The following is a 15,844-nucleotide window of genomic DNA, read 5'->3' on the forward strand; positions in this document are numbered from 1 at the left end:
CGTGCACACCCTGATCACCCTGACCGCCCCTGCCGTCGTGCCGACGGCCGCCGGTGGCGTCTCCTCCGTCGCCTGGTCCGGCGCCCAGGCGGCCGTATGGCTCGTGGCGCTGCCGCTGCTGTCGTCCGCGGTGCTGCTGCTGCTCGGACGCCGCGCCGACCGGTGGGGCCACTGGCTCGGCGTGCTGGCCTCGGCGGCGTCCTTCGTCGTCGGCTTGGTCCTGCTCGTCGGCCTGCTCGGGCTGCCCGCGGACCAGCGCGTCCAGGACGTCGACCTCGGCACCTGGCTGGACGCCGGTGCGCTGAGCATCGGCGCCGGACTGCGCGTGGACCCGCTGTCGCTGACGTTCGTGCTGCTGGTGACCTTCGTCGGCACCCTGATCCACGTGTACTCCGTGGCGTACATGGAGCACGACGCGTCCCGCCGCCGGTTCTTCGCGTACCTCAACCTGTTCGTCGCGGCCATGCTGCTGCTGGTCCTGGCGGACTCGTACGCGCTGCTGTTCGTCGGCTGGGAGGGCGTGGGTCTCGCGTCGTACCTGCTCATCGGCTTCTGGAACCACCACACGCCGTACGCGGTGGCGGCGAAGAAGGCGTTCGTCGCCAACCGTGTCGGCGACGTCGGTCTCCTGGTCGCGATGGGGCTGCTGTTCGCCACGTTCGGGAGCCTGGACTTCGCGACCGTCGACGCCGGGGTGGCCGGGGCCTCCGAGGGCACCCTGACCCTCGTGGGGCTGGCGCTGCTGCTCGCCGCGTGCGGCAAGTCGGCGCAGTTCCCGCTGCAGTCCTGGCTCGGCGACGCGATGGCCGGCCCCACCCCGGTCTCGGCGCTGATCCACGCCGCGACCATGGTCACGGCGGGCGTCTACCTCATCATCCGCTCGGGCGCGGTGTTCACCGCGGCGCCCACCGCCCAGCTCGTCGTCGCCGTCGTCGGCGCGATCACGCTGCTGTTCGGTGCGATCGTCGGCTGCGCCAAGGACGACATCAAGAAGGCGCTCGCCGCCTCGACGATGTCCCAGATCGGCTACATGGTGCTCGCCGCGGGCCTCGGGCCCATCGGCTACGCCTTCGCGATCTTCCACCTCGTGACGCACGGCTTCTTCAAGGCCGGCATGTTCCTGGGTGCCGGGTCCGTCATGCACGGCATGGACGACCAGGTCGACATGCGCCGCTTCGGCGGCCTGGGCCGGTACATGAAGATCACGTACTTCACGTTCATGGCCGGCTGGCTGGCGATCCTCGGGATCCCGCCGTTCGCCGGGTTCTTCAGCAAGGACAAGATCATCGAGGCCGCGTTCGTCCCCGTGGACGGCGAGCCGTGGCGCGCCTGGGTGTTCGGCACCGTGGCCCTCGTCGGCGCCGGCATCACCGCGTTCTACATGTCGCGCCTGTTCTTCATGACGTTCGAGGGCCAGAAGCGCTGGAGCACCCGGCGTGACGGCTCCGAGCAGCACCCGCACGAGTCGCCCGCCCTCATGACGTGGCCGATGATCGTCCTCGCGGTCGGCTCGGTCGGCCTGGGCTGGGTGCTCAGCACGGTCGGGTTCGTCGAGTGGCTCGAGCCGTCCGTGGGGCACACCGAGCACGAGGAGCCGGTCCTCGCGGTCCCCGTGCTCATCGCCCTCACGCTCATCGCCGTCGCCCTCGGGCTCGTGCTGGCGTGGCGCCGGTACGCGGTCTCGACCGTGCCGGTGACACCGCCGCTGGGGACCGCGCTGACGCGCGCCGCCCGCGTGGACCTCCACCAGGACGCCGTCAACGACGCGCTGCTGGTGGAGCCCGGCCAGTACCTGACGCGGTCGCTGGTGTACGGCGACAAGGCCGTGGTCGACGGGGCGGTCACCGGCCTCGGCCGCGCCACCGTCGCCCTCGGCGACCTGGTGCGTCGCGCGCAGAACGGGTACGCCCGCTCCTACGCGGCCGGCATGGTCGTCGGTGTGGTCGTGCTCGCGTTCGTCGTCCTCGCCGTGCGCGGCTGACCGAAGAGTCGACAGGAGAACCGGAACAGATGTCGAACCTCCCCTGGCTCACCGCGCTGGTGGTGCTGCCGCTGCTCGGAGCCGTGGCCCTGTGGCTGCTGCCCGCCGGCGCGCGACCGCGCACGCGTGCCGTCGCGCTCGGGTTCGCGCTCGCCGAGGTCGCGCTCGTCGTCGGGGCCTTCGCGGCCTTCGACACGGGCGCCGCGGCGACGCACCAGCTCGTCGAGACCGCCCCGTGGATCCCGGCGCTCGGCGTGTCCTGGGCCCTCGGCGTGGACGGCGTCGGCCTGGCGCTGATCGCGATGTCCGCGGTGCTCGTGCCGCTCGTCGTGCTGGCGGCCTGGCGCGAGCAGGGCTCCGCCGACGGCCCCACCGACCGGCTGCGCCACTACCTGGCGCTCGTGCTGCTGCTCGAGGCGTTCATCGTCCTGGTGTTCGCGGCGCGGGACGTGTTCCTGTTCTACGTCGTCTTCGAGGCGATGCTCATCCCCGTCTACTTCATGATCGGGGCGTTCGGCGGCGCGCAGCGGCGCTACGCCGCGGTGAAGTTCCTGCTGTACTCGCTGGCCGGCGGGCTGATCATGCTCGTGGGCGTCATCGCGCTGTACCTGCAGGGCCCCGGCGGCCCGGAGGGCTTCCTCACCGAGAACCTGGTCGGGCTGGATCTCGACCCGACGGTCGAGAAGTGGCTGTTCCTGTCCTTCTTCCTGGCCTTCGCGATCAAGGCCCCGATGTTCCCGGTGCACACGTGGCTGCCGGACGCGGCGCAGCAGGCGCCCGCCGGGACCTCGACGCTCCTCGTCGGCGTGCTCGACAAGGTCGGCACGTTCGGGATGCTGACGCTGTGCCTGCCGCTGTTCCCCGAGGCCTCCCGCTGGGCGGCGCCGGCGATCATCGTGCTCGCGGTCGTCTCGGTGCTCTACGGCGCCCTGCTGGCGATCGGGCAGAAGGACATGATGCGTCTGGTCGCGTACACCTCGGTGTCGCACTTCGGCTTCATCGTCCTGGGCATCTTCGCCTTCACGTCGACGTCGATCGCGGGCTCGTCGTTCTACATGGTCAACCACGGCCTGTCGACGGGTGCGCTGTTCCTGCTCGTCGGCTTCCTCGCGGCGCGGCGCGGCTCGCAGCAGATCGTCGACTTCGGGGGGCTGCAGAAGGTCGTCCCCGTCATGGCGGGTCTGTTCCTGGTGGTCGGCCTGTCCGCGCTGTCGCTGCCCGGGCTGTCGACCTTCGTCAGCGAGTTCCTCGTCATCGTCGGCACCTTCGCCCGCCACCCCGCCGCGGCCGTCGTCGCGACGCTGGGCGTCGTGCTCGCCGCGATCTACGTGCTCTGGCTCTACCAGCGGGTGTTCACCGGTCCGGTCCGCCCCGAGCTGGCAGAGCTGCCCGACGCGTCCGGCCGCGAGCGGTGGGTCGTGGGCCCGCTGATCGCGCTCATGCTGGTCCTCGGGTTCCTGCCCGGCCCGGCGCTCGACCTCGTCCGGCCGCCCGCGGTCGAGAGCGTCGCCCAGCTGGGCCTCGACGACGTCCAGCCCGCGGTGAGCACCGCGACCCCCGCCGGTACGGAAGGGAGTGACCAGTGAGCGGCTTCACCGCCCCGGAGATCGCATGGGGGCCGATGACGCCCCTGCTGGTCGTGCTGCTGGCCGCCGTCGTGGGTGTGCTCGTGGAGGCGTTCGTGCCCGCCGCCCGCCGGCGGACCGTCCAGCTGGTCCTCACGCTGGGCGCCCTGGCCGGGGCGCTGCTGGCCGTCGCCGCGCTGTGGTCCGACGTCGAGCGGACGGGCGGCACCGACGTGCTGGCCGGCTCGCTGGTCGTCGACGGGCCCACGCTCGTGCTGCAGGCGACCATCGCGCTGCTCGCCCTGCTGTCCACGCTCCTGTTCGCGGACCGGGTCGCCGGCGGCGAGGACGCGTTCGCGCCGTCCGCGGCGGCCGTGCCCGGCTCGGACTACGAGGAGCTGGCCCGGCGCAAGGGGCTGCGCCAGACCGAGGTCTACCCGCTGCTGCTGTTCGCCACCGGCGGCATGATGCTGTTCCCCGCGACCACCGACCTGCTGACGCTGTTCGTCGCGCTCGAGGTCCTGTCCCTCCCGCTGTACCTGCTGTCCGGCATGGGACGCCGCCGCCGCCTGCTGTCGCAGGAGGCGTCGATGAAGTACTTCCTGCTGGGGGCCTTCGTCTCCGCCCTCATGCTGTTCGGCATCGGTCTGCTCTACGGGTACGCCGGGTCCCTGCGGTACGCGGACATCGCGGCCGCGACGACCACGCCCAACGGGATGGAGGGGCTCCTCGTCGTGGGGGCCCTGCTGCTCCTGGCCGGGCTGTTCTTCAAGGTCGGCGCCGTGCCGTTCCACATGTGGACCCCGGACGTGTACCAGGGGGCGCCGACCCCGGTCACCGCCTTCATGGCGGCGTGCACCAAGGTGGCGGCCTTCGGGGCGCTGCTGCGGGTCGTCTACGGGATGCTCCCGACCATGGCGTGGGACCTCGAGGTGGTCCTGTGGATCGTGGCCATCGTCACGATGGTCGTCGGCACCGTCGCCGCGCTCGTCCAGACGGACGTCAAGCGGCTGCTGGCGTACTCGTCGATCGCGCACGCCGGGTTCGTCCTGGCGGGCATCGTGGCGCTCGACGAGGCGGGCATCACCGCCGTGCTGTTCTACCTGCTGGCGTACGGTGCGGCCACGGTCGGCGCGTTCGGCCTGGTCAGCCTGGTGCGTGAGCAGCGCACCGGCGACGACGACGCCCCGGTCGTGCTCGGGGAGGCCACACGCCTGTCGCAGTGGGCCGGCCTGGGTCGCAGCCATCCCCTCGCGGCGGTCACCTTCACGCTGTTCCTGCTGTCCTTCGCGGGCATCCCGCTGACCGCGGGCTTCGTCGGCAAGTTCGCGGTCTTCTCCGCGGCGGTCGAGGGCGGTGCCTGGCAGCTCGCCCTGGTGGGTGTGCTGGCCTCCGCGGCGGCGGCCTTCTTCTACGTCCGGATCATCGTCCTGATGTTCTTCACCGACCCGCAGGAGGCGCCGGGCGTCGCCGGTGAGCCCGCGCCCGGTCTCACGTCGGACGCGACCCCCGGTGTGACGCCGGAGGTCACGACCGCCGTCGAGCCCGCCGACACCGTCGGGGCACCCGCCGTCGCCGTCGCGGAGCCCGTGCGCGCCGCCCGGACGACCGTCGCCGCCGGGGAGGGCCTCACGGCCGTCGCGGTCGGGGTCTGCGCCGTCCTCACTGTCGTGCTCGGGGTCGCCCCGTCGGCCGTGCTCGACGCGATCGCGTCCGTGGCGCTCCTGCTGCCGTGAGCACCCGGACGCGCGGGGTGCGGCGCGAACCGGGAGCGAACGGACATCGTCGGCGTCCGGTTCCGCCGTTGCGCCGTGGGGCGGATAGGTTCGTGCCGTGACAACCGCACTTGCCCTCCCGCTCCACGACGCCGCCCTCGCAGAGCGGCTGACCGGGCGTCTCCGGCTCGTCGAGGAGCTCCTGCGCGACGCGGTCACGTACGCCGACCCGATCGCGCACGACGCCTCGAGCCACCTCGTCAACGCGGGCGGCAAGCGGCTGCGCCCGCTGCTCACCCTGCTGACGGCCGAGCTCGGCGACGGTGGCCGGCGCGAGGTGGTGGACGCGGCCGCGGTCGTCGAGCTGACGCACCTGGCGACGCTCTACCACGACGACGTCATGGACTCCGCGCCGCTGCGGCGCGGTGCGCCGTCCGCGCACGAGGTCTGGGGCAACTCCGTCGCGATCCTCACCGGCGACCTGCTGTTCGCGCGGGCGTCGTCCATCGTCTCGGGGCTCGGTCCCGAGGCCGTGCGGATCCAGGCGCAGACGTTCGAGCGGCTCTGCCTGGGCCAGCTGCACGAGACGGTCGGGCCGCGCCCCGACGAGGACCCCGTCACCCACTACCTGCAGGTGCTGGCCGACAAGACGGCCTCGCTCATCGCGACGTCCGCGCGCTTCGGCGCGATGTTCGCCGGGTGCCGCCCCGACGTGGTGCACACCGTCACGCAGTTCGGCGAGACCATCGGTGTCGCGTTCCAGCTGGCCGACGACGTCATCGACCTCACCTCCGACGGCACCGTCACCGGCAAGACGCCCGGCACGGACCTGCGTGAGGGCGTGCCGACCATGCCCGCGCTGCTGCTGCGCTCGCGCGCGGCCTCGGCGCCCGCCGGCTCTGCGGACCGGGACGTGCTCGCCCTGCTCGACGCGGACCTGTCGGACGACGCCGACCTCTCGGCGGCCGTCGCGGCGCTGCGGGAGCACGAGGTCGTGTCCCTCACGCGCCGCCGCGCCGTCGACCTGGCCCGTCAGGCCGTCACCGAGCTCGCACCGCTGCCCGCCGGGCCGGTCAAGGACGCCCTGGTCGCGTTCGCCGACGCGCTCGTCGACCGGGCCTCGTGACGCGGGCGGGGTGATGGCCGGAGGCGTGCGGCTGCGGTCCGGCGTCGCCACGGACCAGGCGGCCCGGGAGACCAACGAGGACACGGCCTGGGCGGCCGACGGACTGTTCGTCGTCGCCGACGGCATGGGCGGCCACGAGGCCGGTGAGGTCGCGTCCCGGCTCGCCGTCGAGGTGGTGGCGACCCTGGCCGGGACCGCACCCACGCTGGACGACGTCACGCGCGTGGTGCGCGAGGCGCACCGTCGTGTCCGGGACCTGCCCGCCGAGGGGGAGCGCCGGCCCGGCACGACCCTGACCGGGGTGGTCGTCACCGAGCACGCGGGGGTGCCCTGCTGGGTGGTGCTCAACGTCGGCGACTCGCGCACCTACCGCATGGTCGGGGGCATGCTCGAGCAGCTCACGCGGGACCACTCGGAGGTCGCCGAGCTGGTCGAGCAGGGCCTGGTCGCGGTGGAGGACGCGCCGCGCCACCCGCGACGCCACGTCGTGACGCGGGTGCTCGGTGGGGCGTCGTCGAACGTCGACCCCGAGCTGCGGATGTTCCCCGTGAGCGCGGGGGACCGGATGGTGGTGTGCTCCGACGGCCTGACCGACGCCCTGCCCGACGCCCGGGTGCAGGCGGTGCTGCGGGCGGAGCGCCACCCGGGCGCGGCGGCCGACCGGCTGGTGCGCGAGGCGTTGGCGGCGGGCGCGCAGGACAACGTCACCGTGGTCGTCGTGGACGCGCTCGGAGTCACCCCCTCGCCTGCCGGTGGTCACGCCGCCGGCATGGCACGATGACGGCCCACCCGACCCTCGAGGAGCGTCTGTGAGCACCCGTGCCTCGGCACCCCGCTGCGCCTCGTGCGGCATGCCGCTCGCCCCGGACGCGGAGTCCTGCGCGGTCTGCGGGGCGCGTGTGCCGCTGATCGCGCGACCCGCCGTCGACGAGGACGACGCCGGCGACGGTGAGGCCCGACCCGCGTCGGGTGCCCTGCCGCTCGGCGCGGTGCCGCGGGGTGCGGAGGACCGCCCGCCCGCGCCGTCGGTGCCCACGGACGCCCGGACGGCCGTGGGCGTCGCGACGCACCGGGCCGCCACCGCCGGTCCCGCGACGGCCGCCCGGTACGACGCGGCCGCGGCCGCCCGTGACGTGCGTGCCGCCGGGCGCTCGCCCCGGCCCGCCGCTGCGGACGCGGGCGCGGTGCCGGGCGTCGGGCCGCGCGTCCTCGCGTACGCGATCGACCTGCTGCTGCTGGTCGTCGTGGCGCTCCTCATGGTGTTCGTCGCCCGCGTGAGCGACGGTGGGGCGGCTCCGGTGACGCTGGTGGTCGTGCCGCTCATCGGTCTCGGCCAGCTGCTCGCCGAGGGGCTGCGGGGGGCCACGCTCGGTGCGTACCTCACGGGTCTGCGGACGGTCGACGCGCGCACGGGTGGTGCGCCGGGTGTGCCGCGCGCGTTCGTCCGGCAGCTGGTGGTGGGGCTCGGGGCGCTGGTCGCGGGCGTGGGCAACTGGGTCGTGGCCGCGTCGGCCGCCTGGGACTCCTCGCCGCAGCGCCGCGGCTGGCACGACAGGGCGTCCGGTACCGCGGTCGTCGGGGTCGGTGCACAGGCGCAGACCCCTGCCGGTCCCACGGCGACGCGCGGCACGGCACCGCGGTCCGCCGCTCCGTGGACGCCGACCCCGCCGCCGGGGCGTGACGCGTCGCCGGTGGGAGACGCGCCGACGTCGACGACCTCCGGGGTCGCGGCCGCACCGTCGACGGACGGGTTCCCCGCCGTGGGCGCCGCACCGGCCGCGCCGTTCCCGCTGCCGCCGGTGGCGCCGGCCGCGCCGCCCGCACCCCCGGCCCCCGACTGGGTGCGCCCGGCACCCGCCCTGGACCCCGCCCCGGCACCGGTCGCGGCCCGGCCCGACCTGCTCCCTCCGCCGCCCGAGGGCGGGCGGCGTGAGCGGGGCGGGGCGCGCCCGCCCGTGACGCCGGCCCCCGCGCCGGCGCTGCCGACCGAGGACGACCTGGCCGAGCTGGAGCACACCCGGGTGCGCGACCCCGGCACGCTGCGGCGTCGCACCGGCACGCTGGCCCTGCACTTCGACACCGGCGAGCGTGTGCGGGTCGTCGGCCGAGGGCTGGTGGGCCGGGGGCCGCGCGCCGAGGACGGCCAGGACATCCTGCACGTCGTCGTGCTGAGCGACGCCGCACGCTCCCTGTCGCGGGTGCACGCCGAGTTCGGGCCGGAGCCCGTCGAGGACGAGGGTGCGGCGATCTGGGTGAGCGACCGCGGCTCCACCAACGGGACCGTCGTCGTCGATCCCGCCGGCGCGGCCCGGGTGCTGCCCGCCGGCGCGCGCGCGGTGGTCGGCGCGGGGTGGACCGTCCGGCTGGGCGACCGTGAGGCGCGGGTCGAGGACGACTGACGTCCGCCCCGCAGGACGGGCCGCCGGTCAGGCGGCCGGTGGGCCGGACGGGACCTGCGCCGCCGCGACCGGACGGCGCCGGGCGTGCCGCAGGCCGTCCACCGTGAGCACGATCAGCGCCACCCACACCAGCCCGAATCCCCACCAGCGCGCCGGCGGCATCCGCTCGCCCGCCACCAGGACCCCGATCGCCAGCTGCAGCACGGGCGTCAGGTACTGCAGCAGCCCGACGGTCGACAGCGGCAGGCGTCGCGCGGCCGAGTTGAACAGCAGCAGGGGGACCGCGGTGAGCACCCCGGTGCCCATCAGGGCCAGGCCGTGCAGGCCGGGTGCGAACGTGCCCTGGCCGACCACGTGCAGCCACAGCAGGTAGCCGAGCGCCACGGGCACGAGCACGGCGGTCTCGGCCGCCAGGCCGGGCAGCGCGCCGACGCGGGGCCCGAGGCGGCTCTTGATGAGCCCGTAGGTGCCGAAGCTCGCCGCGAGCACGAGGGCGATCCAGGGCGGGCGCCCGTACCCGACGGTGATCACGACGACGGCGGCGGCGCCGAAGGCGACGGCTGCCCACTGCACGGGGCGCAGGCGCTCGCCCAGCACGACCACCGCCAGCGCGATCGTCACGAGCGGGTTGATGAAGTACCCGAGCGCCGCGTCGACGACGTGGCCCGTGGTCACGCCGTGGACGAACACCAGCCAGTTGACGGCCAGCAGGACGGCCGCCAGCGTGAGGCGCAGGACGAGCCCGGGGTCCCGCAGGATGTCGACGAACGCGCCCCAGGTGCGCGTGACCAGCAGCAGGACGAGGCAGAACAGCAGCGACCACACCACGCGGTGGGCGATGACCTCGAACGGCCCGGCGGGCGCCAGCAGCGGGAAGTACAGGGGGAGCGCGCCCCACAGGGCGTACGCCGCGACCCCGGCGGCGAGCCCGGCGCGCGGGGTGGTGGCGGGTGCGGGCACGGGGTGACTGTAAGCCCGCGGGGCTGCGCGACCCGGTGTCCGCATGGCGGGATGTCCGTATCGTGGAGTGGACGTCGAGCATCGTCGGCGTACCGTCCTAGACTTGTCCGCGCACTGCTCTCGCACCGACGGCGAGGCGTACGGCCGCAGGGGCAGCCCGCAGCGGGTCCGGACGTCCGACGTGCGAGCGCCCCCACAGCGGAAGGCAACCTGGTCACGTGAGCACCCCGACCCTGCGCGTCGCGATCGTCGGCGCCGGCCCGGCCGGCATCTACGCGGCTGACATCCTGTCGAAGACCGGTCTCGACGTCAGCATCGACCTCTTCGAGCGGCTTCCCGCGCCGTTCGGCCTGGTCCGCTACGGCGTGGCACCCGACCACCCGCGCATCAAGCAGATCATCGTCGCGCTGCACAAGGTCCTGGAGCGGGGGGACATCCGGCTGCTGGCGAACGTGGACTACGGCACGGACCTCAAGCTCGACGACCTGCGCACCTTCTACGACGCGGTCATCTTCTCGACCGGGTCGATCCGGGACGCGGCGCTGCCGATCCCCGGCATCGACCTGGACGGCTCCTACGGCGCCGCGGACTTCGTCTCCTGGTACGACGGGCACCCCGACGTCCCGCGCACGTGGCCGCTGGAGGCGCAGCACGTCGCCGTCCTCGGCGCCGGCAACGTCGCGCTCGACGTCGCACGCATCCTGGCGAAGCACGCGGACGACCTGCTGCCCACCGAGGTCCCGGCCAACGTCTACGACATCCTCAAGCAGAACCCCGTCACGGACGTGCACGTGTTCGCGCGCCGCGGGCCGGCGCAGGCCAAGTTCTCGCCGCTGGAGCTGCGCGAGCTCGGTCACGTGCCGGACGTCGACACGATCGTCTACCCCGAGGACTTCGAGTTCGACGACGGCTCGATGGCCGCCATCCACTCGAGCAACCAGACCAAGCAGGTCGTCAAGACCCTCACGGACTGGACGCTCAAGGAGCCCGAGGACCTCACCGCCTCGCGCCGCATCCACCTGCACTTCCTGCACAAGCCGGTCGAGGTGCTGGGCGAGGACGGCAAGGTGGTCGGCCTGCGCACCGAGCGCACCGCCCTGAACGGGGACGGCAACGTCACCGGCACCGGGCAGTTCCACGACTGGCCGGTCCAGGCGGTCTACCGCGCCGTCGGCTACTTCGGCTCGCCGCTGGTCGACATCCCGTTCGACGAGGTCGCGGGGGTCATCCCCAACCGCGAGGGCCGCGTCATCGACGTCGACGGCGACCAGATGCCCGGGGTGTACGCGACGGGCTGGATCAAGCGCGGCCCGGTGGGCCTCATCGGGCACACCAAGTCCGACGCGTCCGAGACGATCCGGCACCTCGGCGAGGACGTCGCCGAGGGGGGCGAGGCCTTCTTCACGGCCACCGAGCGTGACCCGCAGGCCGTGGTGGACTTCCTCGAGCAGCGGGGCGTCGAGGCCATCCAGTGGCAGGGCTGGGAGCTGCTGGACGCGTACGAGCGGTCGCTGGGCGAGCCGCACGGGCGCGAGCGCGTCAAGCTCGTGCCGCGTGAGCACATGGTCGCGGTGGCCCTGGGTCGCGAGCTCCCGCAGGACTGAGCACGACCGCTGCCCCGGACGGTCGATCCGTCCGGGGCAGCGCCGTGCCGGGCCCCGCACGCGGGGCGGTGCGGCGTCAGGCGGTGAACCGCCGCACGAACTCCCGGGTGCGGGCCTCGAGCGGGTCGCCCAGGACCTGCGCGGCCGGGCCGCGCTCGTGCACCCGGCCGGCGTGCAGGAAGCACACCTCGTCCGCGACGTCGCGGGCGAACGCCATCTCGTGCGTCGCCAGCAGCATCGTCAGGCCGGTGTCCTTCAGCTCACCGAGCAGGTCGAGGACCTCGCCCACCAGCTCCGGGTCCAGCGCACTGGTGACCTCGTCGAGCAGCAGCACCGCCGGCCGGCCCACCAGGGCACGGGCGATCGCGACGCGCTGCTGCTGCCCGCCCGAGAGCTCGTCGGGGAACGCGCGCGCCTTGTCCGCCAGCCCCACGCGCTCCAGCACGGCCATCGCCTCGTCCTGCGCCTGCCGCCGCGCCGTGCGGTGCACGAGCCGCGGGGCGAGCGTCACGTTGTCCAGCACCCGCAGGTGCGGGAAGAGGTTGTAGGACTGGAACACCATCCCCATCCGGGCACGCACCGCGTCGGCGTCGAGGCGCGGGTCGGTGATGTCGCGGCCCTCCAGCTCGATCACGCCGTCGTCGACGTCCTCCAGCAGGTCCACGCACCGCAGCAGCGTCGACTTGCCGGACCCGGAGGCGCCGATGAGCACGACGACGCGGTGGGCGTGCACGTCCAGGGACAGCCCGTCGAGCACGACGTGCTCGCCGAAGCTCTTGCGCACGTCGCGTACCGCGAGGAGCGGGGTGTCGAGTGCCCCGGTCACCGCAGCGCCCCCGCCCCGGCCAGGCCGCTCTGCGCGCCCAGCCACCCGGAGCGCCGCGCCAGCACGTCGGTCAGGCGCGTCAGCGGGATGGTGAGCAGCACGAACAGGACGCCGGCGACGACGTACGGGGTGAAGTTGGCGTGCGTGGCCGTCGCGATCTGGGCGGCCCGGACGGCGTCGACGGCCCCGAGGATCGAGATGAGCCCGGAGTCCTTCGACAGCGACACGAGGTCGTTGAGCAGCGGGGGCACGACCCGGCGCACGGCCTGCGGGAGCACGACGTGCCGCAGGGTCTGCCCGCGGGTGAGCCCGAGCGAACGGGCGGCGGCGACCTGCGAGGGGTGCACGGACTCGATGCCGGCGCGGAACACCTCGGCGACGTACGCCGAGTACGTGAGCACGAGCGCCACCCCGCCGAGCACCACCGCCGAGGTCGGGACGCCCTGCAGGCGCAGCCCGGGCACGCCGAACCCGACCAGCAGCAGCACGAGGATCAGCGGCAGCCCACGGAAGACGTCGACGTACGCGGTGGCCAGCAGCCGCAGCGGGAGGAACACGGGCCCGTGCAGGGTGCGGGCCAGCGCCAGCCCGAGCGCGACGACCACGATGACGACAGCGCACACCGCCATCACCCGGACGTTCAGCCACAGCCCCTCGAGGACGCGTGGCAGCGACGCCAGCGCGACCTCGGGGTCGAGGAACGAGGCCTGCACCCGCGGCCACCCGGGCGCGGCCCGCACGCCGAGCACGACGACCGCGGTCAGCGCGACGGTGGAGACCAGCGCGGCGAGCGTGGAGCGGCGTGCCCGTGCACGGCGGTACGCGTCCCGCTCGCGCTGCACCGGGGACGGCGTCCACGGCGCCTGTGCGGGTACCGCGTGGCCGGCGGGGGCGGTCACGTCCGGCTCACCGCAGGACGGGCGCGCCGGCCGCGTCGGTCAGCCACTCGGCCTCGAGCCCGGCGAGCGTCCCGTCCTCGCGCAGCGCGTCCACGGCCTGCGACACGGCCGCGGTCAGCGCCGAGCCCTTGTCGAGCACCAGGCCGAACTCGTCACCGCCCGCGCTGTCCGGCAGCTGGCCCAGCAGCACGCCGTCCTCGAGCTCGGCGGCCGTGATGTACAGCGCGGTCGGCAGGTCCACCACGACCGCGTCGACCAGCCCGGACGTCAGGGCCTGCTTGACCTGGTCGTTGTCGTTGAACACCGAGACGTCCGCGTCGGGCGCGACGATCTCCTGCGCGGCCGTCAGGCTCGTGGTGCCCACCATCGCCCCGATGCGCGCACCGGCGAGGTCGGCGAGGCCCGTGGCGTCGGCGACGGGGGATCCGGCCAGCGTCACGACGGCCTGCGCGGTCGTGTAGTAGGGCGAGGAGAAGTCGAGGTTGGCGCGGCGCTCGTCGCTGATGGAGACCTGGTTGACCGCCACGTCGAACGACTTGGCCCCGGGCGCGATGATCTGGTCGAAGCCCGCCGTCACCCAGGCCACGTCGTCCGCGTCGAACCCGAGCTCCTCGGCCACCGCGTACGCGACGGCGGCCTCGAAGCCCTCGCCGCTCGCCGGGTCGTTGCCCGCCACCCACGGCTCGTACGCCGGGTCGGACGTGGCGAACGTCAGCACCCCGGGGGTCACGGTCGGCAGCGTGCCGTCCGTGGTCGCCGCGGTGGGGGAGTCGTCCGCGGGCGCGCACGCTGCCAGCGTCAGGGCGGCCGCGACGGCGAGGGCGGTGAGGCGGGCGGGGCGCATGGGGTCTCCAGGGGATGCGGGCGGGCGGGGTCACCACGGCATCGGGGCGGGGCAAGGATACGAGCGCCGCCCGGGTGGTGCGGCGCCGTCCACGGTGGCGCGCCGGGGAACGTCGGCCCGGCGCGTGGCGTTGTGACAGGTGCGGACGGACGTGGGTGCCGGACGCGGGGAGGACGAGGACGCAGATGGGTCACCGGCACTACAACGGGCTGAAGACGGCGGCGCTGTTCGGCGCCCTGTGGGCCGTGCTGCTGGGCATCGGCTGGCTGCTGGGCGGCGGGCCGCAGTACCTCTGGCTGTTCACGGCGATCGGCCTCGTGATGACGGCGTACAGCTACTGGAACTCGGACAAGATCGCGATCCGCGCCATGCGGGCGCGACCGGTCAGCGAGATCGAGCAGCCCACGATGTACCGCATCGTCCGCGAGCTCTCGACGGCCGCCCGGCAGCCCATGCCGCGGCTGTACGTGTCGCCGACGATGGCGCCCAACGCGTTCGCGACGGGCCGCAACCCCCAGAACGCCGCGGTGTGCTGCACCGAGGGGATCCTCGCCATCCTGGACGAGCGCGAGCTGCGCGGCGTGCTGGGGCACGAGCTGATGCACGTCTACAACCGCGACATCCTCACGTCGTCGGTCGCTGCGGCGGTCGCCGGTGTCATCACCTCGCTGGCCCAGTTCGCCATGTTCTTCGGCGGCGGGGACCGACGCGAGGGCGGCAACCCCCTGGCGAGCCTGCTGATGGTGTTCCTCGCGCCCCTGGCCGCGACCATGGTGCAGCTCGCGATCTCCCGCACCCGCGAGTACGACGCGGACGAGGACGGTGCGCGGCTCACCGGTGACCCGCTGGCGCTGGCGTCCGCGCTGCGCAAGCTCGAGGCCGGGGCCAACGCCCGGCCGCTGCCCCAGGACCGTGAGCTGGTGGACGTCTCCCACCTCATGATCGCCAACCCGTTCCGGGGCGCCGGCGTCGGTCGCCTCTTCGCGACCCACCCGCCGATGCCGGACCGGATCGCCCGGCTCGAGGCCATGGCGGGCGGGCCCGTCACCCGCTACTGAGCGCCGCGCTGCCGCAGGCCGACCGGTCACCCGGTCGGCCTGCGCGCTGTGCGGACCGTCAGCGGTAGTTGACGAACTGCAGCGCCGCGTCCACGTCGGCGCCCTTGAGCAGCGCGATGACGGCCTGCAGGTCGTCACGGCTCTTGGCGGAGACCCGCAGCTCGTCGCCCTGGATCTGCGTCTTGACGCCCTTGGGCCCCTCGTCGCGGACCGTCTTCGCGAGCTTCTTGGCGACCTCGCTGCTCAGGCCCTCCTTGATGGAGGCGGCCAGGCGGTACTCCTTGCCCGAGGGCTTGGGCTCGCCGTCGCCCGTGTCGAGCGACTTCAGCGAGATGTTGCGCTTGATCAGCTTGGTCTGGAAGACGTCCAGCACCGCGAGCACGCGCTCGGGGGAGTTGGCGACCATGAGGATGCTCTCGCCGCTCCAGGCGATGGACGCCCCCACGCCCTTGAAGTCGTAGCGCTGCGCGATCTCCTTCGCGGCCTGGTTCAGCGCGTTGTCGACCTCCTGGCGGTCGACCTTGCTGACGACGTCGAACGACGACTCGCTCGCCATGCTGCTCCCTCCCGGCCCCCGGTGGGGGCGCCTGCTGGTCCGTCCGACGAGGGGGTGGGCGGGGCACGTCAGGTGCCGTCGGACCCCGGTCGCGGGTCCGGCCACGGGCCGATGTGCGCGAGGCCCCCTCGGACTTGCTATCCTTCCATCCGCACGCCGCTCGCGCGGACGCGCCGGTCCCGCCGTCCGTGGGGGTCGACGTGGCCGACGGGTCGGTGCTCCTTGGCGGGTTACCCGAGTGGCCAAAGGGGGCTGACTGTAAATCAGCTGGCAACGCCTACGGGGGTTCGAATCCCTCACCCGCCACGTAC

General features: G+C 73.9%; 13 protein-coding genes and 1 tRNA gene. 9 read left to right on the top strand and 5 right to left on the bottom strand.

Features of this window, described 5'->3' with window-relative positions:
- Position 1: 1 nt before the first annotated feature.
- The 6 genes from nuoL (at position 2) to BMZ16_RS04825 (ending at position 8,786) form a co-directional block, all read left to right on the top strand.
- Positions 2 to 1,981, top strand: coding sequence for an NADH-quinone oxidoreductase subunit L (gene nuoL, locus BMZ16_RS04800; RefSeq protein WP_089798385.1), 1,980 nt, complete (start codon positions 2 to 4; stop codon positions 1,979 to 1,981).
- A 29-nt stretch (positions 1,982 to 2,010) separates the two neighbouring features.
- The gene (locus tag BMZ16_RS04805) at positions 2,011 to 3,567 is read left to right on the top strand and encodes an NADH-quinone oxidoreductase subunit M (protein ID WP_089798386.1); all 1,557 of its coding nucleotides are present in this window, start codon (positions 2,011 to 2,013) and stop codon (positions 3,565 to 3,567) included.
- Positions 3,564 to 5,282, top strand: coding sequence for an NADH-quinone oxidoreductase subunit NuoN (gene nuoN, locus BMZ16_RS04810; protein WP_089798387.1), 1,719 nt, complete (start codon positions 3,564 to 3,566; stop codon positions 5,280 to 5,282). Before BMZ16_RS04805 ends, nuoN begins: the two co-directional genes overlap by 4 nt.
- A gap of 97 nt (positions 5,283 to 5,379) precedes the next feature.
- Complete coding sequence (locus BMZ16_RS04815; RefSeq protein ID WP_089798388.1) at positions 5,380 to 6,387, top strand: polyprenyl synthetase family protein; 1,008 nt, start codon at positions 5,380 to 5,382, stop codon at positions 6,385 to 6,387.
- Positions 6,388 to 6,400: 13 nt separating this feature from the next.
- A complete protein-coding gene (locus tag BMZ16_RS04820; RefSeq protein WP_089798389.1) occupies positions 6,401 to 7,168 on the top strand; it encodes a PP2C family protein-serine/threonine phosphatase in 768 nt (255 codons plus the stop codon).
- A gap of 28 nt (positions 7,169 to 7,196) precedes the next feature.
- Positions 7,197 to 8,786: an RDD family protein gene (locus tag BMZ16_RS04825; protein ID WP_143082756.1), complete on the top strand. Its 1,590-nt coding sequence runs from the start codon at positions 7,197 to 7,199 to the stop codon at positions 8,784 to 8,786.
- Between the two features lie 27 nt (positions 8,787 to 8,813).
- Here BMZ16_RS04825 and rarD read toward each other — a convergent pair whose 3' ends face one another.
- Positions 8,814 to 9,746: an EamA family transporter RarD gene (rarD, locus tag BMZ16_RS04830; protein ID WP_255366361.1), complete on the bottom strand. Its 933-nt coding sequence runs from the start codon at positions 9,744 to 9,746 to the stop codon at positions 8,814 to 8,816.
- A gap of 218 nt (positions 9,747 to 9,964) precedes the next feature.
- Between rarD and BMZ16_RS04835 the strand changes: the two genes are divergently transcribed.
- Positions 9,965 to 11,350 (top strand): FAD-dependent oxidoreductase, encoded by a 1,386-nt coding sequence (locus tag BMZ16_RS04835; protein WP_089798392.1) that lies wholly within the window; start codon positions 9,965 to 9,967, stop codon positions 11,348 to 11,350.
- Between the two features lie 76 nt (positions 11,351 to 11,426).
- Here BMZ16_RS04835 and BMZ16_RS04840 read toward each other — a convergent pair whose 3' ends face one another.
- From BMZ16_RS04840 to BMZ16_RS04850, 3 genes are read right to left on the bottom strand one after another with little or no spacing between them, the layout of a single operon-like run.
- Positions 11,427 to 12,176 (bottom strand): amino acid ABC transporter ATP-binding protein, encoded by a 750-nt coding sequence (locus tag BMZ16_RS04840; RefSeq protein ID WP_089798746.1) that lies wholly within the window; start codon positions 12,174 to 12,176, stop codon positions 11,427 to 11,429.
- Positions 12,173 to 13,075, bottom strand: coding sequence for an amino acid ABC transporter permease (locus BMZ16_RS04845; protein ID WP_089798393.1), 903 nt, complete (start codon positions 13,073 to 13,075; stop codon positions 12,173 to 12,175). Before BMZ16_RS04845 ends, BMZ16_RS04840 begins: the two co-directional genes overlap by 4 nt.
- A 7-nt stretch (positions 13,076 to 13,082) precedes the next feature.
- A complete protein-coding gene (locus BMZ16_RS04850) occupies positions 13,083 to 13,919 on the bottom strand; it encodes an ABC transporter substrate-binding protein (protein WP_089798394.1) in 837 nt (278 codons plus the stop codon).
- Positions 13,920 to 14,104: 185 nt separating this feature from the next.
- On the opposite strand from BMZ16_RS04850, the gene htpX reads away from it, so the two are divergent.
- Positions 14,105 to 14,977, top strand: a complete 873-nt coding sequence (gene htpX / locus BMZ16_RS04855) for a zinc metalloprotease HtpX (protein WP_089798395.1) — start codon at positions 14,105 to 14,107, stop codon at positions 14,975 to 14,977.
- A gap of 58 nt (positions 14,978 to 15,035) precedes the next feature.
- Here the strand turns inward: htpX and BMZ16_RS04860 are convergent, their stop codons facing one another.
- Entirely contained in the window at positions 15,036 to 15,533 is a 498-nt protein-coding gene (locus BMZ16_RS04860; RefSeq protein WP_089798396.1) for a YajQ family cyclic di-GMP-binding protein, read from the bottom strand.
- Positions 15,534 to 15,757: 224 nt separating this feature from the next.
- Between BMZ16_RS04860 and BMZ16_RS04865 the strand changes: the two genes are divergently transcribed.
- Positions 15,758 to 15,839, top strand: a tRNA-Tyr gene (locus BMZ16_RS04865).
- Positions 15,840 to 15,844: the final 5 nt, after the last annotated feature.

The organism is Cellulomonas sp. KH9, assembly GCF_900114185.1.
Taxonomy (GTDB): domain Bacteria; phylum Actinomycetota; class Actinomycetes; order Actinomycetales; family Cellulomonadaceae; genus Cellulomonas.